This window comes from Bradyrhizobium sp. th-b2, from assembly GCF_000426785.1.
Taxonomy (GTDB): domain Bacteria; phylum Pseudomonadota; class Alphaproteobacteria; order Rhizobiales; family Xanthobacteraceae; genus Bradyrhizobium; species Bradyrhizobium septentrionale.
On sequence record NZ_AUGA01000027.1, the window covers coordinates 1 to 17,461 of the forward strand.

Genomic DNA, 17,461 nt, shown 5'->3' on the forward strand with positions numbered 1-17,461 from the left:
GGCGAGCGTGATATCCGGCTTCGCTGTCACTGCCTCCAGAATCAATTGCGAATGCGCTTCGATGCGCTGCGATTTGCGGTCACCGCCCTGGCGTTTAGGAACGATGTCGCCAACTTCCTTGAGGCGACCGCGCCAGCGGATCGCACTGGCCGCGCTGACACCAAAGCGCTCAGCAGCCTGTCGACAGGACATGCCACCGTCAATCGCGGCTATAACCCTTTGACGAAGATCAACCGAAAGCGCCCTGGCCATACATGCTGGCCTCCCTCGCCAGCATGCAGCTTGAATCTGACTCGCGCCGTTTTGGGAATCCCCACCCGATTCATTCCGGTCGGAAAATGCTCTAGCTACCATCGTCATCGACGACGCAGCCCTTCATCCCGTCACCCCCGCGCGACGGCTTTGCCGTTGTCGCTGGAGGTGCTCGCGAAAGCGAGCCTCGCGGGCCGCCGGCCACCAGCCGGGCCGGGCATCCTTCGAGACGCGCTACGCGCTCCTCCAGCGACAAAGGCGAAGCCTTTGCGCGGGGATGACGGGAAGCGCAGTGCCAGCCTCGCTTTCCCACCCCACGGAAATTACGCTCGTACTCGCGGGATTGCGCGCACCTCGCCACTGATGTCACTCTCCGGGCACAACAAGAACAGCCAGGGAGCGCCCCATGTCCGATGCCGATACCGTGCTCGTCGAGCGCGATGGCCCTGTTACCATCGTCTCCATCAACCGTCCGCATTGCCGCAACGCCGTCGACGGCGCCACTGCGCGCAAGCTGTATGACGCGTTCCTTGCCTTCGATGCCGACGCAAGCGCATCGGTCGCCGTCTTCACCGGCACTGGCGGCTATTTTTGCGCCGGCGCCGATTTGAAAGCGGTGGCGGCAGGCGACCCCAACAAGAAGCGCGAGATCGGCGGCCACAACACGATCGCGCCGATGGGACCGAGCCGGCTGCGGCTTTCGAAACCCGTGATCGCCGCGATCGAGGGCTTTGCGGTGTCCGGCGGCATGGAGCTCGCGCTGTGGGCCGACATGCGCGTGGTCGCCGAGGACGCGATCTTCGGCGTGTTCTGCCGCCGCTTCGGCGTGCCGCTGATCGATCTCGGCACCATCCGCCTGCCGCGGCTGATCGGCCATTCGCAGGCGATCGATCTGATCCTCACCGGACGCCCGGTCGGCGGCGCGGAGGCGCATCGCATGGGGCTCGCCAACCGATTGGTGCCGAAGGGCGAGACGCGCGCGCACGCGATCGCGCTTGCCAATGACATCGCCCGCTTCCCGCAGAACTGCATGCGCGCCGACCGCCTCTCGGCGCTGCGGCAGTGGGACCTCGACGAGGAGGAGGCGATCGGGAACGAGATGCGCGGCGGGCTCGATGTGATCGCCTCGGGTGAGACGCTGTCGGGCGCAACGCGCTTCGCCTCCGGCGTCGGTCGTCACGGCGCCTTCGGCAATGAATAGGATCATCTGCTTCCGCACATGCGAGGCGACCTCTCCACGCAGCAGAGGCCGCAGCGCCTGTCGCGGGCGTGAAGCCGATTCAGGTGAGCGATCAGCACGTTGCGCCGCGCGCGCGGGAAGTGTGATCACGCCGTAGGACAAGATCACATGCTGCCATGAGAAGCTTTGCCGATTTTTAACCTGACAACCCGCTCGCCGAATTGCATCGTTGAGATGACACAATCCCGGGGCGGCGACTGTCATGGAGCGGCTTATTGAAGTAAGAAGGCGGAGCGAAATATTTCCGCCAGCCTTCAATTTCAAAATGTTTCTTCGTTTCGCAAAAAAAATAACTTCGCTACGGACAACGCGCGCACTATCCCAGATCAAGATCGTCGAATTGCCTCGCCTCGGCGCAATCACCGGCGATGCGATGTCCGAGCGACCGGATGTTCTTCAGGATGTTTCAGCGACGGCGCTGGAACACATGCAGCGCTGTCTGCCGCAATCCTGGTCGAGCCTGACCCGAGCGGACCTTTTATACGTATTTGCCTCAACTGCAGCGCATAATCTCAGGCCCTACGGCAAAGGATGTCCGTCGCAGGAATACGGTGAGCTGCTGCGCTCGGAGCATCTCGACTGCTCGAACTACGGCCTGCTGACCTATTACTTCTCGCGTCTTCTCCTCGGCGAAGCAGATCGCAGGCCGCTTTCCTTTGTCGGCTGGGACGGAGGCGCCGTCGGAAATCATCAGATGCTGTTCCTGAGCGAGCCCGGCAAGACACCGCATCTGGCAATCGATCCGACCCTGGGCATCGCCTGCATCGCGAGCTTTGACGATATCGCATCGGGCAAGCCGGTTCCGCCTGATGCGATCGCGATCATCGGCGCGACGGAACAACTCAACGCTTCAAGAGTTGTCTTCATTACGGCACTGCTGGAGGGGCAATTCCGACCATCCGATCTCCTGTACTATTTCCCGACCGTCGAGGACTATCTCACGCGGTATGGCAACCCGTTCGATTGGCCGACGCCGGCCATTTCCATTCTGCGAGACCGGCATTCCGGAGATCGTTGAGGCAGCGGCCAGCCGATGCATAGCGTCATTCACACCAGATCGCACAGCATTCTCGTTCTCTACGACCCGAATGCCCTGGCCACCGAATTCGTCCGTCAGCACCTGATGGCGATCCAGCGCCATTCGAGGCATGACGTGGCCTATGCCGCCGCGACGTTCGATTGCAAGGCCGATTTTCCTCTCGAATTGTTCGATGCGCTCGTCATTCATTTCTCGGTGCGCATGCCGTTCGAAACGATGTCGCCCTCGTTCGTGGAACTCGTGTCCAGCTTCAGCGGACCCAAGGTGCTGCTGATCCAGGACGAATACGACATGCCGCGGAAGGCGTGCGCCTTGATCAGGAAGCTCGGCGTCGACACGATCTTCACGACCGTGCCCAAACCGTTTGTCGAAAAGTTCTATCCGTCCGACGAACTGCCGAACGTGAAGTTCAGATCCTGCCTGACGGGCTATGTTCCCGACGAACTGCCGTTCGAGCTGGCCACACCGCTGGCGGAACGACGCCTCTGGCTCGCTTACCGTGGAAGAAAGCTGCCGATCTGGTACGGGCAATTGGGATTCGAAAAATCCACTATCGCGCAGCGGATGAAGGCTGAATGCGCCGCTCGCAATCTCCCCCACGACATCGAATGGGAGGAAGACAAGCGGGTCAACGGCTCCGCCTGGTTCTCTTTCATGACGGATACGAGAGCGATGCTTGGCACCGAGAGCGGCGCCAATGTCCTCGACGCATGGGGCGATATTCGCAACGCTGTCCTGGCGATGGCGAAGGAGCAGCCGGATCTCAGCGATGACGAGCTTTACCGGCGCGTCGTCGCTCCGCATGAAAACAATGTCAGCATGGGCCAGATGAGCCCGAAGATCTTCGAGGCGATTGGACTGAAGACCGGGCTGGTGTTGTTCGAGGGATCCTACTCCAACGTGATCAGGCCCGACGAACACTACATTCCGCTCCGAAAGGACTACAGCAATCTGGATGACGTGCTGAAGCGGCTCGCCGACGTACCCAGCCTGCAAAAAATGGTCGATCGCGCCTATCACGACGTCATTCTAGGCGGCGCGTATGGCTACCACCGATTTGTCAGCGACATCGACGAGGCGATCGAGCAAGCCAGCACGCTTGGTCCACCGCGCGAGCGGCGGCCGACATTCGCGCTGGTGCGTATCGATGCGCAACAACAGAGCTGGTCGGCACTGACACCGCACCTGCCTCTTACCGCACCAATTGAGCTGCGGTCGCCACAGCCGCATCCGCTCATCTCGGGCAAGGCCCGCGACCTCTGGCTGAAGCTGCCGGAACGGGTGAGAACGCCCTTGGCCAGCTTGTTCGGGCCCCCGGCAAGGCGCATCAGGGCGCTCATCGGCAGTGATAGCCATTGAGTGCGCGCGCGACGGGCGCGGATGAAGCCGAGCGCGTCCGGGAGCGTCCGTGGTTACAATCCCGGATTTCGCGGAGCCTGTCATCGGGCGCGCGTTTGCGCGACCCGTTGGCTGCATCCGGGCCACGAAGGTCGGGTTTAAGCTACAGCAATCCGCGGCTCTCGCTGGCCGCGAGCTCGTCCATCAGCGCCTTGTCCTGATAGCGCGCGAGCGAAAGGCTGCGGGCAAAGGCCGGCACGGGCGCGCCGACGACGGCGCGGGCACAGAGATCGCCAGTGGCACACGCGCCCATCGTGCCGTAGCCGGACAGCGCGGTGGCCAAGAACACGCCCGATGTCTTCGCCGCGCCGATCAGCGGCCAGTTCTCCTTCGTCATCGGATAGTAGCCGCCATAGTGCACGCGGTCGCGCGGCAGCGCGCCGAGATAGTGCGCGAGCCGCGGCTGCAGCCGGCTCGCCGCGCGCAGCACGACCTCAGGAAAATATGGATTCAGCTCCGGCTCGCGGGCCGGCTCCGTGGTCTGCTCGGCGTTGAAGGCCCAACCGAGCTTGATCCACTCGCCGTGATCGCCGCCGTCGGGCCGGCAATGGATGCTGCCCGGCATCGGCTGCAGCAGGCGCGAAAATTCCGGCGCCGCTGCAAGCGCCTCGCGCTCGTCATCGGACCAGGCCAGGGTCTGGCCGTCGAGATCGATCGCAAACGGCATTCTGCGGTCGACCGCGCGGTTGCGGTCGGCGAACGCGATCTTCTGTTGCAGCACGTTGACGATCGGAAGCTGCTCGTCATGCATCGCGGCGACATGCGCCGCAAACGGGCCCGCCGCGTTGACGATGATGTCGGCCTTGATGGTTTGTCGCGCGCCATCGGCCAGCACATCGACGGCGAAGCGATCGGTCTTTGCAATGCCGACGACTTTTGCCTGCTGGAATTGCGCACCAAGCGGCCGCATGGTCTCCAGCATGTACTGGCCGAGCTGCTGGCCACTGATGTCGCCGGCACGGCGGATGTGCAGCGCGGTCGCGACCTCCTTGTCGAAGGACGGGTAATGCGCCGCGATCAGATCGCGGCCAAGCAGGACGTCGACACCATCGGGCGCGCTCTGCCAGTCCGCCGAATGCGGCGGCAGATAGCCGCGGCTTACGCCCTCATGCAAGCGGATCAGCTTTGCGGCCTGCTCGCCATAGCCGGCGTAGAGTTGCTGCAGCAATTCCTCAGGTCGCTCCTCGCGCGTGACCAGGAGATATCCGCGCCGCGTCATGTGGATGCGGTTGTCGCTGCGGCGCGCGATCTCCTCCATCAGGTCGGTGGAATGGTCAGTGAAATCAGCCATCGTCTGATGCGGCCACCAGTTGCGGTAGTTCTCGCCCGACTGCGCCGAGGTCAATGCCATCGGCTGGCCCTCGTCGACGATGAGCAGACGCGCGCGCTTGTGCTGGACCGCGAGGTAATAGGCCGTGGCGATGCCGACGATGCCCGCACCGATCACCAGGATTTCGACGTCATTGGTCTTCACGCGTAGTCTCCCAAAGGCCGCAACGGGGCCTGCGACGATTCAAATTGTCCGAGCGATCAGGTGGAGCTAGCCCGGATCGCGTAACGCCTGACGCTGTGCCGAGCGCAGCGTCTTCTGCGTTTCCTCGATATGCTCGCGCAGCAGCCGGACCGCCTTCTTGGCCTCGCCGTCGCGGCAGAATTCGAGCAACTTGTAATGCTCGCGTTGCGGACGTTCCTTGCCGGTCGCCTGCGACACCAGCGCCCGTGTGAAGCGGCCGACATGGCCGTAATTCGCCTCGATCATTGAGAGCAGGCGCGGGCGATTGCACGGCGCGTAGAGCGTGGCGTGGAATTTCCAGTTGAAGGCGCCCCATTGCGCCGGATCAGGCTCAGTGTCGTAGGCGCGGAGGATTTTCGTCGCTTCCTCGATATCGATCTCGCCCATGGCGGGGATCGCCAAGCGCAACGCATGACATTCGAGCGCGATCCGGATCTCGAGCAGCTCGATCACCTCGTCGATCGACAGGTCGGAGACGACCGCGCCGCGGTTGGGCAGGAACGTGACAAAACCCTCGGCCTCGAGCTGGCGCAACGCCTCGCGCACCGGGATGCGGCTGGTCCCGAACCGCGCGGCGAGTTCGTCCTGACGCAGCTGCAATCCGGGCGCGAGCTCGCCCGAGCTAATCGCAGCCCGCAGCGCTTCGCGCACGGCGTCCGGCGCGGAACCGTGGGGTCCGGCCGCTCGAGGGCTTGTTGCGGTTGCAGGTTCCATCCGGCTGCTCTCTCGCTGGGTGACCCGGCCATGATATCCGATCATGTCACGATTGTATAAAATCGATTTGCCGATTATGCAATGCCATGTATAAAATCTGGTCTTATCATATCCAATTCTGCCGACGGTCGAGAGCCATCTGATGAATCAGACTTTCAAGCAGTTGATTTACATAGCTTTTCTTTCAATTGCGGTATCCGCCTCGGCGCAAGCCCAATCGGCCGGCGGCACGCTGGCCAAGATCCGCGACGCCGGCGAGATCCGGCTCGGGCACCGCGACGTCTCGGTCCCGTTCTCCTATCTCGACGACAACCAGAAGCCGGTCGGCTTCGCGATGGACCTCTGTGCGCGGATCGTCGATGCGGTGAAGAGCGAGCTCAAGCTGCCCTCGCTGCAGACCAGGCTGCAGCCGATCCAGCTCTCCACCCAGATCCCGCTGATCGAGAACGGCACCATCGACATCGTCTGCGGTCCCGTCACCAACACGCTGGAGCGGCAGAAGGTGGTGGCCTTCAGCACCACGATCTTCGTGTCGAGCATCCGCGCGGTGGTGCAGAAGGACGCGCCGATCAAGACCTTCGAGGATCTCGCCGACCGGCCGGTCTCGCTGACCTCAGGCTCGACCTCGATCGGCCTGTTGAGCGCGCGCGCCCAGGCCAAGACCTTTCAGACCAAGAACATCCTGACGCCGGATCATGCCGCCTCGTTCCTCGCGCTGACCACCGGGCGCAGCGATGCCTTCGTGATGGATGATATCCTGCTCGCCAGCCTGATCGCGGGCAGCCCCAATCCCGCGAACTGGCGCATCATCGACGACAGCCTCCGCACCGAGCCCTACGGGTTGATCATCCGCAAGGGCGATCCGGAGTTCAAGGCCCTGGTCGACAAGACGCTGGTGGCCATGATGAAGAGCAACGAATTCCACGAGCTCTACGCAAAATGGTTCACGCGGCCGATCCCGCCGAAGAACGTGAACCTGAACTTCCCGATGACCGCGCCGCTGAAGGACGCGGTCGCCAATCCGAACGACAAGGGCGTGTGAGAGAACGTCCGTCCGGCGGCCGAACGGATCCCGGCAAGCCTCTCAACGACGCGTCCCAAACCGCGCGAACACGGCGCTGTTGCGGCAAAATCACCGGTTCCCGTCAACCGCATGTTAGGCAGGAACCGAACTCCCAAGAAGAAACCTCGGGCCATTGTAACGTCTGTGAGTTTCGAATAGCGGCTCCTCATTGGGAAACGCCGCCATGTCCGTACCCAATCTCAAAATCCGCGGCCGCACGCTGCTCGCCGCCAAGGTCATCTTCAACTTCGGCCAATCCGCAATCGATTGCGTGGTGCGCCGGATCACCGACGATGGCGCGACCATCGAACTGGAAAGCGGGCTCGGGATTCCCGAGCACTTCCAGCTCTCGATCGCCAGCGAAAGCGCGGTGCTTGCCTGCAGGCGGACCTGGCAATCCGAAAAGCAGATCGGGGTCACCTTCGAACTGCAGCACGCTGCCGACAGCGCGGCGTCGAATGAGAAGGCATCAGCCGAACCCGGCGGAGATCATGCCGTGCGCCGCCAGATGCTGGCCCTGCGGGCGGCGCTCGATCAGGTGCCGCTCGGCATCGTTCTGCTCGACCCGAGGCTGAATGCCCGTTTCATCAACCAGGCGTTCCGGCGAATGTGGGCGCTGTCGGATGCGGTCGCCGACCGGCATCCCTCCTTTGCCGAGCTGATCTTCCACGGCCGCGATACCGGCGCCTACGAGATTCCGGCAGACCGGATCGAACCCTATGTCGCAGAGCGCATCGAGCGCGTTGCGCGGAACGAGAGTTTTCGGCTCGATCTGCGTCGCAGCAAGGGCGACGTCATCCGCATGCAATGCACGCCGCTGCCCGACGGCAGCCGGATGCTGAGCTATGTGGAGGTCACCGATATCGTCCGTCAGTCGGATGAGCTGAAGGCGCTGCGCGACGCGCTGGAAACCGTGCAGGACGGCGTGCTGCTGCTCGACGCCGATCTCAGGGCAACCTTCATGAATCAGAAAGTACGGCTGTTCTGGGAGATCGACGAACAGGAGGCGGCGACACGCCCGACCTATGCCGCGTTGATCACCCGCGCGCGGCGGGCGGTCGATCCGCATGCATCGCCGAAGGAGCTCATGGGCTTTGCCAGCAAACGGATCGCCGAGGTCAAGGCGGGCGATCATGTCCGCGAGTTGCAGACCCCCGACGGCCGCCGCCTCCGGGCGCATTGCACCACCATGGCCGGTGGCGGCCGCATGATCACCTATTACGACGTCACCGATCTGATCCGGAATGCGGAGCAACTCGAGCGGCTCGCGACCACCGATCCGCTGACCGGTCTGTTCAACAGGCGGCACTTCCTGTTCACGCTGGATGCCGAGTGGAGCCGTTTCCAGCGCTACCACCGCGCGATGTCGGTGCTGATGGTGGACATCGATCACTTCAAGAACGTCAACGACCGCTATGGCCACGCCATCGGCGACGAGGCGATCAAGGCCATGGTCGGCGCCTGCCTGCACGGCAAGCGGAAATCCGACATTGTCGGCCGGGTCGGCGGCGAGGAGTTCGCCATCGTGCTGCCGGAGACGAATCTGTCGCGCGCCAGGATCGTTGCGGAGCGCGTCCGCAAGCGCATCGCCTCCCAGACGCTGCGCGTGCGTGATGCACCGTTCCAGATCACGGCGAGCATCGGGATCGCCGAAGCCTCGCTCAGCATGGCTGGCACGGAAGCGCTGATGAATGCCGCCGACCAGGCGCTGTATCAGGCGAAGGCGCTGGGGCGGAATTGCTGCGTATGCTGGACGCCGCCGACGCCGGCTCCGCTGGCTGCGGAGTAGCATCGCGGCCGGAGATGGTCGGCGAGGGCCGCGACCACGTCGAGGTTCCGTCGCCCGGCAATCGCCGGACGACGGATCGGCAAGGGTTACTAGGGTTAAACTCCCGCCATCATCACATATTTGATCTCGACATATTCATCCATGCCGTGGCGCGAGCCTTCGCGGCCGAGGCCGCTTTCCTTGACGCCGCCGAACGGCGCGACCTCGGTCGTGATCAGGCCGGAGTTGACGCCGACCATGCCCGACTCCAGCGCTTCGGCGACGCGCCAGACGCGGCCGATGTCGCGCGAATAGAAGTAGGAAGCGAGGCCGAACGGCGAGGCGTTGCACATCGCGATCACGTCGGCTTCGTCCTTGAAGCGGATCACCGGTGCGAGCGGACCGAAGGTTTCCTCCTGCGCAACAAGCGCGTCGGGCCGCACATCCGACAGCACGGTCGGCTCGAAGAAGCTGCGGCCGAGCGACGAGCGCTTGCCGCCGGTGACGATCTTGGCGCCGCCCTTCACGGCATCGGCAATATGGCGCTCGACCTTCTCGATCGCTTTCATGTTGATCAGCGGGCCCTGGGTTACGCCTTGCTCGGTGCCATCACCGATCTTCATCGCCGCGACCTTCTTCGACAGCTTCTCGACGAACTGATCGTAGATCTTGTCCTGGGCGTAGATGCGATTGGCGCAGACGCAGGTCTGCCCCATGTTGCGATACTTCGAGACGATGGCGCCTTCGACGGCAGCATCGATATCGGCATCGTCGAACACCACGAAGGGCGCGTTGCCGCCGAGTTCGAGGCCGAGCTTCTTCACACCGACCGACGCCTGCCGGTACAGGATCTTGCCGACGTTGGTCGAACCGGTGAAGCCGACGAAGCGCACCGCCGGATGCTCGCACAGCACCTTGCCGATCGGCGGCGCATCACCGGTAACGATGTTGAGCACTCCCTTGGGCACGCCGGCCTTCTCGGCCAGCACAGCCAGCGCGAGCGCCGACAGCGGCGTCTCGTTGGCGGGTTTCAGCACTGTGCAGCCCGCCGCCAGCGCCGGCGACACTTTTCGCGTGATCATCGAGTTCGGGAAATTCCACGGCGTGATGGCGCCGCAGACGCCGATCGGCTGCCGGATCGCGAGCAGGCGGGCATCCGGACGCTGGGTCGGAATGGTCTCGCCATAGACGCGGCGGGCTTCCTCCGCGAAGAATTCGACATAGGCGGCGCCGATGTCGACTTCGCCGAGCGCTTCCGCCAGCGGCTTGCCCTGCTCGGAGGTCAGGATCAGCGCGAGGTCCTCGCGGTTGGCGATGATCAGGTCGAACCATTTGCGCAAAATGTTGGAGCGCTGCTTGGCGGTCAGCTTGGCCCAGGCCGGGAATGCGCGCTCGGCGGCCTCGACGGCGCGGGTCGCATCATCGGCGCTCAACTGCGGGATCTTTATCAGTTCGGCGCCGGTGGCCGGATTGTTGACGGCAAATTCTGGCGTGCCGACCCAGGCGCCGTCGATGTAGCAGCGGTCGCGCAGCAGCGACGGATCTTTCAGGCGGTCCTGGAGGGAGGCTGCGGATTGCGTAGCGCGTGCGGCAACGGGCGGGGTCATGGCGTTACTCCTCGAATTTCCTTGGATTTACTCGAATTTCCCGGGATTTTCTCTTGGGGGTATTCGCGGCCTATATAGGCCGGAACGCGCCGCGATGCACCGGCGGCCGGCGCGACCCTGCGTCGAGGAATAGAGAGAGCTGGCGCGGAGCTACGCGGCGTTGCGCGCGGTCAGAGCGCGCCGCCGGACATATAGGTTTCGCGGCGGCCGATCATGCGCTCGGCGGCGGCCTTGGCATCCGCCTTGCTCGAGGTCGCACAGGTCCGGTATTCGAGGTCGGCCTGCGCCCGCGCATCGCGGCGGCCGAACCAGGATTTGGCGCCGGTCTGCAGCAGCGCCAGCGCCTGTGCGACATTATCGACTGCCTCGAATGAGTGCAGCGCGCCGGTACCTGCGTAGCGGACTTCGTACAGACCCGGGCTGATCGGCGCCTCGATGTTCTCGCCGCGGCCCGGCCGCGGATAGCGCTTCCATTCACTCCATGTCGAAATCATTTGCTGCGTCCCCGCAAGGCGCGAAATGACGAATCTTTTCGTCAAATCCATCCCAATCCGCCGCACCGTTTGTGCAGCGATCTGAATGCGTTATTGCAAAAAATCACGTGCGAAAATCAATTTGCCGATCACGTTACCGTGGCCCGCCCCGAAGGTCACCGGGACTTGCGCGGAGTCCACCGCAAAATGTGAGCGCGTGGTGAACATCCGCTGAGCAGGACCGTTCCTGCCATCCGGCCTTCACGACATCGCGACATCATCGCAGCGCGCCCGCCTTGCGGGAGCGGAAAAGCGGGAGGATGATCCGCCCACTTCAAAACAATAAACCCCACCGGAGGAAGCCCCCAATGCAAAGCAAGGCTCAGATTGATCAGGTATTGCGTCAGAAGAGCGAGGCAAAGGAGATTCCCGGCGTCGTCGCAATCGCGGCCACCGGCAAGGACGTGATCTACCAGGGCGCGTTCGGCAACCGTGACCTCTCCAAGAGCGATCCGATGACGGCGGACAGCGTGTTCTGGATCGCCTCGATGACCAAGGCGGTGACCTGCGCGGGCGCGATGCAACTGGTCGAGCAGGGCAAACTCTCGCTCGATGAGCCGATCGGCAAGCTGCTGCCCGATCTCGCCGCACCACAGGTGCTGGACGGCTTCGACGCCAAGGGCGAGCCAAAGCTGCGGCCGGCGAAAACGCCGATCACGCTGCGCCAACTCATGACCCACACCGCCGGCTTCTGCTACGACCTGTGGAACGCCGACATGGGCAAATACATGGAAAAGACCGGCACGCCCGGGATCATCTCGTGCCTCAATGCCGCGCTGAAGACGCCGCTCGCCAACGAGCCCGGCACACGCTGGGAATACGGCATCAATATCGACTTCGTCGGCAAGGCCGTGGAGGCGGCGAGCGGCAAGAAGCTCGATGCTTATTTGCGTGACAACATGTTCGCGCCGCTCGGCATGAGCGAGACCGGCTTCAAGATATCCGACGACATGCGCAAGCGGCTGGTCGGCATGCATGCGCGCGGCGAGGACGGCGCGCTGGCGGCGATCCCGTTCGAGCTCGAGCAGAACCCTGAATTCCACATGGGTGGCGGCGGCCTCTATTCGACCGCGGCCGACTACATCAAGTTCTGCCAGATGATCCTCAACAAGGGCAAAGGCAACGGCAACCAGCTGCTGAAGGCCGAGACCGTCGCGGCCATGGGGCAGAACCAGATGGGCGACATCAATGTCGTCAAGATGACGACGGCGGCGCCGCCCTACACCAACGACGTCGACCTCTATCCCGATCAGGTGAAGAAGTGGGGGCTGAGCTTCCTGATCAACACCGCCAAGACGCCGGAAGGCCGCAGCCCCGGCAGCCTCGCCTGGGCGGGCCTTGCCAACACCTATTACTGGATCGATCCGTCGCGCGACGTCTGCGGCGTGATCCTGACCCAGCTGCTGCCGTTCGCCGACATGCACAGCCTGGAGGCCTTCGCAGGCTTCGAGAAGGGCATCTATGCCGGGCTCGACGCCGGCAGCGGACAGCGGGCGGCCTGAGGTTCCGATCAAGCAGCGGAAAATCCCTCCCCTCGCGGGGAGGGATTTTTCATGCCCGCCATAGGTCGGGCCTGTCCTGTCGGCGCCAAACGACTAAGATTGCACAAAAAAGTGCGGCTACACGAACACGACCACGAGGAGGACGATCTTGGCACCCGGGACCCTGGCACCCAAAGCAGACAGCTATGTCTGCGGCATTTCCGATACGCCGCTGCTCGGTGAAACCATCGGCCGCAGCCTCGACCGCGCACGGGCGCGATGGGGCGACCGCGAGGCGCTGGTCTCGCCCAGCCACAATGTGCGCTGGACCTGGAACGAATTCGCCTGTCACGTCGAGGCACTGGCGGCAGGCTTCCTTGCGCTCGGGCTGACACGCGGCGAGCGGATCGGCATCTGGTCGCTGAACCGGCCGGAATGGACGCTGACGCAATTCGCCGCCGCGAAAGCCGGACTGATCCTCGTCACCATCAATCCGGCCTATCGGCTGAGCGAGCTCGAATTCGCGCTCGGCAAGGTCGGCTGCGCCGCGATCGTGACGGCGACCGCGTTCAAGACCTCTGCCTATATGGAGATGCTGAACACGCTGCTGCCCGAGCTTGCGTCATCGGAGCCCGGCCAGTTGCGATCGGTGCGGCTGCCGCAATTGCGCGCCGTGATCCAGATCGGCGGCCCGGCGGCACCAGGCACCATTCCGTTCGAGCAGGCGTCGCAGATGGGCGGCGAGCGCCATCGCGAGCAGCTTGCGGCGCTCGGCGACAGCCTGCAGTTCGACGATCCGGTCAACATTCAATTCACCAGCGGCACCACGGGCTCACCGAAGGGCGTGACGCTGACCCACCACAACATCCTCAACAACGGCTATTTCACCGGTCGCGCCATGCGCCTGACCGAGCAGGACCGCATCTGCATTCCGGTGCCGCTCTATCACTGCTTCGGCATGGTGATGGGCAATCTCGCCTCGGTGACACTCGGCACCACCATGGTCTACCCGGGCGAAGGCTTTGATCCGCTGGCGACGCTGACCACGATCGCGCAGGAAAAATGCACGACGCTGTACGGCGTGCCGACCATGTTCATCGCCGAGCTCGACCATCCGGACTTCGCGCGCTTCGATTTGTCCTCGCTGCGCACCGGCATCATGGCAGGCGCGCCCTGCCCGATCGAGGTGATGAAGCGCGTCAACACCGAGATGAACATGCGCGAGGTGACGATCGCCTACGGCATGACCGAAACCAGCCCGGTGAGCTTCCAGAGCGCGACCGACGATCCGCTGGAGCGCCGCGTCTCCACCGTCGGCCGCATCCATCCGCACGTCGAGGTCAAGGTGGTCGATCTCGACGGCAAGGTGGTGCCGCGCGGCGGACGCGGCGAGCTCTGCACCCGCGGCTACAGCATCATGCTCGGCTATTGGGACGAGAAGGAAAAAACGTCAGACGTGCTCGACGCCAATGGCTGGATGCACACCGGCGACCTCGCCGTGATCGACGACGAGGGCTATTGCAACATCGTCGGCCGCATCAAGGACATGGTGATCCGCGGCGGCGAGAATCTCTATCCGCGCGAGATCGAGGAATTCCTCTACCGCCATCCCAAGATCCAGGACGTGCAGATCTTCGGCGTCGCCGACGCGCGCTATGGCGAGGAGCTGTGCGCCTGGGTCAGGGTCCGACAAGGCGAGACGCTGACCGCCGACGAGATCCGCGCCTTCTGCCAGGGCCAGATCGCCCACAACAAGATCCCGCGCTACGTCGAGTTCGTCGAGGAATTCCCGATGACGGTGACGGGGAAGATCCAGAAATTCGTGATGCGCGACGCGGTGGAGCAGCGGCTCGGGCTGAAGGCGGCGAAGACGGCTTAAAAGCGAGCGCGCTATCTCAACATCGTCATGCCCGGGCTTGACCCGGGCATCCACGTCTTGGTTTCCACGGCAAGAAAGACGTGGATGGCCGGGTCAAGCCCGGCTATGACGAGTGAAGCTGCGGCTAAACCAACAGCCCCTTCCCCTTCGCCAGATCCTTCAGCGACACCAGCGGCCGCGCGCCGATGTGCTGGATCACCTCGGCCGCCGCGAGCGCGCCGAGACGGCCGGCATTCTCATGGCCGACATTGCGGACGAGGCCGACCAGGAAGCCGGCGGCGAACAGGTCGCCGGCGCCGGTGGTGTCGACGAGCCTGTCGATCGGATAGGCCGGCGCTGACACGACGCCATCCTTCGAGACGACAACACAGCCCTTCTCGCTACGGGTGACGACGCCGAGCTTGGTGTCCTTGCCGAATTGCTTCAGCGCAGTGTCGAAATCCGAGGTCTGGTACAGCGAGTGCAGCTCGGACTCGTTGGAGAACACCAGGTCGACGATGCCCTTGCGCATCAAATCAAGGAATTCGTCGCGGTAGCGATCGACACAGAACGAATCCGACAGCGTCAGCGCGACCTGGCGGCCGGCGCCATGCGCAATCGTCGCCGCCTTCACGAAGGCGTCCTTGGCGTTCTTCGGATCCCAGAGATAGCCTTCGAGATAGATGATGCTGGCGGCTGCGATCTGCGCTGGATCGATGTCGTCCGGCGTCAGGTCCTGCGCGGCGCCGAGATAGGTGTTCATGGTGCGCTCGCCGTCCGGCGTCACCAGGATGTAGCAGCAGCCGGTGGCCGGGCCGGCCTTGGCCGGCGCGGTGTCGAAGGTGACGCCGGCGGCGCGGATGTCGTGGACATAGAGCCGGCCGATCTGGTCGTCCTTGACCTTGCCGACATAGGCGGCGCGGGCGCCGAGATTGCCGACGCCGACGATGGTGTTGGCGGCCGAGCCGCCCGACACCTCGGTCGCTACCCCCATGTCGCTGTAGATCGCGGTGGCGCGCGCTTCGTCGATCAGCTGCATCGAGCCCTTGGTCATGCCGTGACGGGCAAGGAATGCCTCGTCGGTTTGCACCAGCACGTCGAAGATCGCATTGCCGATCCCGAGAACGTCATATTTTGCGTCAGCCATAGACCTGCCCTGTGTTAACGCCACCCAACAAGAGCCGCGACCTATCACGTTACGCCTTAGGGCAGCAAGCAGGGCTGTTCGGAACGAATCGATCGGGACCACACCCTATTAACCCGTCATCCCCGCGCAAAGGCGAAGCCTTTGTCGCTGGAGGAGCGCGTAGCGCGTCTCGAAGGATGCACGGCCCGGCCTGTGGCCGATTCATCCTTCGAGGCTCGCCGAAGAGGCTCGCACCTCAGGATGACGGGGCTGGTAGAGTGGCGCTGGCAGCAAGGCACGCGGCTGCTATACAGACCCCATGTTCCGCTCCTTCCTCACCGTCTCCTCGGGAACGCTGGCCTCGCGACTGCTCGGCTTCGTGCGCGATTCCGTGATCGCGGCGCTGCTTGGCGCGGGTCCGGTGGCGGATGCCTTCCTGGCGGCGTTTCAGCTCGTCAATGTGGTGCGGCGGCTGTTGTCCGAGGGCGGGCTGAATGCGGCGCTGGTGCCGGCCTGGCTCAAGGTTCGCGACAGCGATGGCGAAGCGGCCGCGCGCGCCTTTGCCGGCCGCGTGCTCGGCACGATCAGCGCCGCTGTGATCGCGGCCGCGCTCGTGATCGGCGTCGTGATGCCGCTGGTGATCGCGGCGATCGCGCCGGGTTTCGTCGGCCGCGACACGCTGCAATTCGCCGTCGACATCGCCAGGCTGATGCTGCCCTATCTCGCCTTCGCCGGTCCCGTCACCGTGATGATGGCGCTGCTCAACGCGCAGGGCCGCTTCGCGCTGACCGCGTTCGCGCCGCTGTTGTTCAACATCGCGCTGATTTCAGTGATGGCCGTGCTGCTGGTGCGGCAACAGGAGCCGGTGCAGGCCGCGCTGGTGATGGCCGCAACCATCGGCGTCGCCGGCTTGCTGCAGCTCTCGATGCTGGCACTGCGCGGCGCAGGACTCGCCTCGCCGCTCCGCGTCTCCTTCGATCCCGACATGCGCAGCTTTCTCGGCCGCGCGATCCCCGGCATGGTCGCGAGCAGCGCGCCGCAATGGCTCATGGTGGCCGGCGCGGTGATCGCGTCCACTTCGCCATCGGCGGTGTCCTGGCTCTATTTCGCCAACCGCCTGCTCGAGCTGCCGCTCGGCATTGTCGGCGTCGCGATGGGCACCGTGCTGATCCCGGAAATGACGCGCGCCGTGCGCAGCGGCGAATCTAGCGCAATCGCGCATGCGGAATCGCGCGCGCTCGAGCTTGCGGCCGGGCTGACGCTGCCGGCGACGCTCGGCCTGTTGCTGCTGAGCGGCCCGATCGTGCGGATGCTGTTCGAGCATGGCGCATTCACCGCAGAGGATACCGCGGCCACCGCGCAGGCCCTGATCTGGCTGACGCTGGCCTTGCCGGCGCATGTGTTGGTGAAGGCGCTGTCGCCGGCGTTTTTCGCGCGCGAGGACACGCTGACGCCGCTGTTGGCGACGCTGAAGGCCATCGTTGTTGCGATCGCGGCCGCCTTCCTGTTCGGCCATATCTTCGGGGCGAGCGGAACTGCCGCGGGCATTGCGCTCGGCGCCTGGAGCAATGCGCTGGCGCTGATCCGCAAGGGCGCCGCGAGCTTCGGCTTCTCGATCGACGCCGATGCGCGCCGCCGGCTGCCGCGCATCCTGGGCGCAGCGCTTGCGATGGGCGCCCTGTTGTGGCTCGCGGCGGGTGCGCTGTTGGCGGGCAGCCACGGTTTCGTGCAGGCGGCCGCCCTCCTCACGCTGATTGTGGCCGGCATCGCCGGTTACGGGCTGTTCTTGCAGCTTTTCGGCGTCACCGGCTGGCGCGAGGCGGTTAACGCCGTCAGGCAAAGGCGCCCCGCCTGACTTGCGCACGCTGG

Annotated in this window: 14 protein-coding genes; 8 read left to right on the forward strand and 6 right to left on the reverse strand. The window is 64.2% G+C overall.

From position 1 onward, the window contains the following. Positions 1-252, reverse strand: a 252-nt coding sequence (locus tag K359_RS61615; RefSeq protein WP_029082405.1) for a helix-turn-helix domain-containing protein, incomplete at its 3' end; no start/stop codon positions are given. 406 nt (positions 253-658) lie between these two features. On the opposite strand from K359_RS61615, the gene K359_RS0128670 reads away from it, so the two are divergent. The 3 genes from K359_RS0128670 to K359_RS53245 all read left to right on the forward strand — a co-directional run bounded on the left by K359_RS0128670 (position 659) and on the right by K359_RS53245 (position 3,890). Further along, on the forward strand, positions 659-1,453 hold the full coding sequence (locus tag K359_RS0128670) for a crotonase/enoyl-CoA hydratase family protein (RefSeq protein WP_029082406.1): 795 nt from the start codon (positions 659-661) through the stop codon (positions 1,451-1,453). A 241-nt stretch (positions 1,454-1,694) separates the two neighbouring features. After that, positions 1,695-2,510, forward strand: a complete 816-nt coding sequence (locus tag K359_RS0128675) for a hypothetical protein (RefSeq protein ID WP_156928703.1) — start codon at positions 1,695-1,697, stop codon at positions 2,508-2,510. Positions 2,511-2,645: 135 nt separating this feature from the next. Continuing rightward, positions 2,646-3,890, forward strand: coding sequence for a hypothetical protein (locus K359_RS53245; RefSeq protein ID WP_156928704.1), 1,245 nt, complete (start codon positions 2,646-2,648; stop codon positions 3,888-3,890). A gap of 142 nt (positions 3,891-4,032) precedes the next feature. Here the strand turns inward: K359_RS53245 and K359_RS0128685 are convergent, their stop codons facing one another. After that, positions 4,033-5,403 (reverse strand): FAD-binding oxidoreductase, encoded by a 1,371-nt coding sequence (locus tag K359_RS0128685; protein ID WP_029082408.1) that lies wholly within the window; start codon positions 5,401-5,403, stop codon positions 4,033-4,035. A 66-nt stretch (positions 5,404-5,469) separates the two neighbouring features. After that, a complete protein-coding gene (locus K359_RS0128690; protein WP_245284747.1) occupies positions 5,470-6,093 on the reverse strand; it encodes a GntR family transcriptional regulator in 624 nt (207 codons plus the stop codon). 205 nt (positions 6,094-6,298) lie between these two features. Here K359_RS0128690 and K359_RS0128695 point away from each other — a divergent pair, with 205 nt between their 5' ends. Together K359_RS0128695 and K359_RS0128700 are read left to right on the forward strand one after the other, a co-directional pair. Then, positions 6,299-7,198: an amino acid ABC transporter substrate-binding protein gene (locus K359_RS0128695; protein WP_029082410.1), complete on the forward strand. Its 900-nt coding sequence runs from the start codon at positions 6,299-6,301 to the stop codon at positions 7,196-7,198. A gap of 205 nt (positions 7,199-7,403) precedes the next feature. Continuing rightward, positions 7,404-9,008: a sensor domain-containing diguanylate cyclase gene (locus K359_RS0128700; RefSeq protein WP_035977294.1), complete on the forward strand. Its 1,605-nt coding sequence runs from the start codon at positions 7,404-7,406 to the stop codon at positions 9,006-9,008. 95 nt (positions 9,009-9,103) lie between these two features. Here K359_RS0128700 and K359_RS0128705 read toward each other — a convergent pair whose 3' ends face one another. Next, on the reverse strand, positions 9,104-10,594 hold the full coding sequence (locus K359_RS0128705; protein WP_029082412.1) for an NAD-dependent succinate-semialdehyde dehydrogenase: 1,491 nt from the start codon (positions 10,592-10,594) through the stop codon (positions 9,104-9,106). Between the two features lie 170 nt (positions 10,595-10,764). Beyond that, positions 10,765-11,088, reverse strand: a complete 324-nt coding sequence (locus K359_RS0128710) for a hypothetical protein (RefSeq protein WP_029082413.1) — start codon at positions 11,086-11,088, stop codon at positions 10,765-10,767. A gap of 347 nt (positions 11,089-11,435) precedes the next feature. On the opposite strand from K359_RS0128710, the gene K359_RS0128715 reads away from it, so the two are divergent. Further along, the gene (locus K359_RS0128715; protein ID WP_029082414.1) at positions 11,436-12,629 is read left to right on the forward strand and encodes a serine hydrolase; all 1,194 of its coding nucleotides are present in this window, start codon (positions 11,436-11,438) and stop codon (positions 12,627-12,629) included. A 163-nt stretch (positions 12,630-12,792) separates the two neighbouring features. After that, the gene (locus K359_RS0128720) at positions 12,793-14,487 is read left to right on the forward strand and encodes an AMP-binding protein (protein ID WP_029082415.1); all 1,695 of its coding nucleotides are present in this window, start codon (positions 12,793-12,795) and stop codon (positions 14,485-14,487) included. A 124-nt stretch (positions 14,488-14,611) separates the two neighbouring features. Here K359_RS0128720 and K359_RS0128725 read toward each other — a convergent pair whose 3' ends face one another. Further along, positions 14,612-15,613 carry an adenosine kinase gene (locus tag K359_RS0128725; RefSeq protein WP_029082416.1) on the reverse strand — a complete coding sequence of 334 codons (1,002 nt, stop codon included), beginning with the start codon at positions 15,611-15,613 and terminating at the stop codon, positions 14,612-14,614. Between the two features lie 298 nt (positions 15,614-15,911). Here K359_RS0128725 and murJ point away from each other — a divergent pair, with 298 nt between their 5' ends. Beyond that, entirely contained in the window at positions 15,912-17,447 is a 1,536-nt protein-coding gene (gene murJ / locus K359_RS0128730; protein ID WP_029082417.1) for a murein biosynthesis integral membrane protein MurJ, read from the forward strand. The last annotated feature ends 14 nt before the right edge of the window (positions 17,448-17,461 follow it).

What these genes read in the sequence shown, in the direction of transcription:
- K359_RS0128670 (WP_029082406.1), top strand. Translation starts at nt 659, where the DNA reads ATGTCCGATGCCGATACCGTGCTCGTCGAGCGCGATGGCCCTGTTACC.
- K359_RS0128675 (WP_156928703.1), top strand. Translation starts at nt 1,695, where the DNA reads ATGGAGCGGCTTATTGAAGTAAGAAGGCGGAGCGAAATATTTCCGCCA.
- K359_RS0128695 (WP_029082410.1), top strand. Translation starts at nt 6,299, where the DNA reads ATGAATCAGACTTTCAAGCAGTTGATTTACATAGCTTTTCTTTCAATT.
- K359_RS0128700 (WP_035977294.1), top strand. Translation starts at nt 7,404, where the DNA reads ATGTCCGTACCCAATCTCAAAATCCGCGGCCGCACGCTGCTCGCCGCC.
- K359_RS0128705 (WP_029082412.1), bottom strand. Translation starts at nt 10,594, where the DNA reads ATGACCCCGCCCGTTGCCGCACGCGCTACGCAATCCGCAGCCTCCCTC.
- K359_RS0128710 (WP_029082413.1), bottom strand. Translation starts at nt 11,088, where the DNA reads ATGATTTCGACATGGAGTGAATGGAAGCGCTATCCGCGGCCGGGCCGC.
- K359_RS0128715 (WP_029082414.1), top strand. Translation starts at nt 11,436, where the DNA reads ATGCAAAGCAAGGCTCAGATTGATCAGGTATTGCGTCAGAAGAGCGAG.
- K359_RS0128725 (WP_029082416.1), bottom strand. Translation starts at nt 15,613, where the DNA reads ATGGCTGACGCAAAATATGACGTTCTCGGGATCGGCAATGCGATCTTC.
- murJ (WP_029082417.1), top strand. Translation starts at nt 15,912, where the DNA reads ATGTTCCGCTCCTTCCTCACCGTCTCCTCGGGAACGCTGGCCTCGCGA.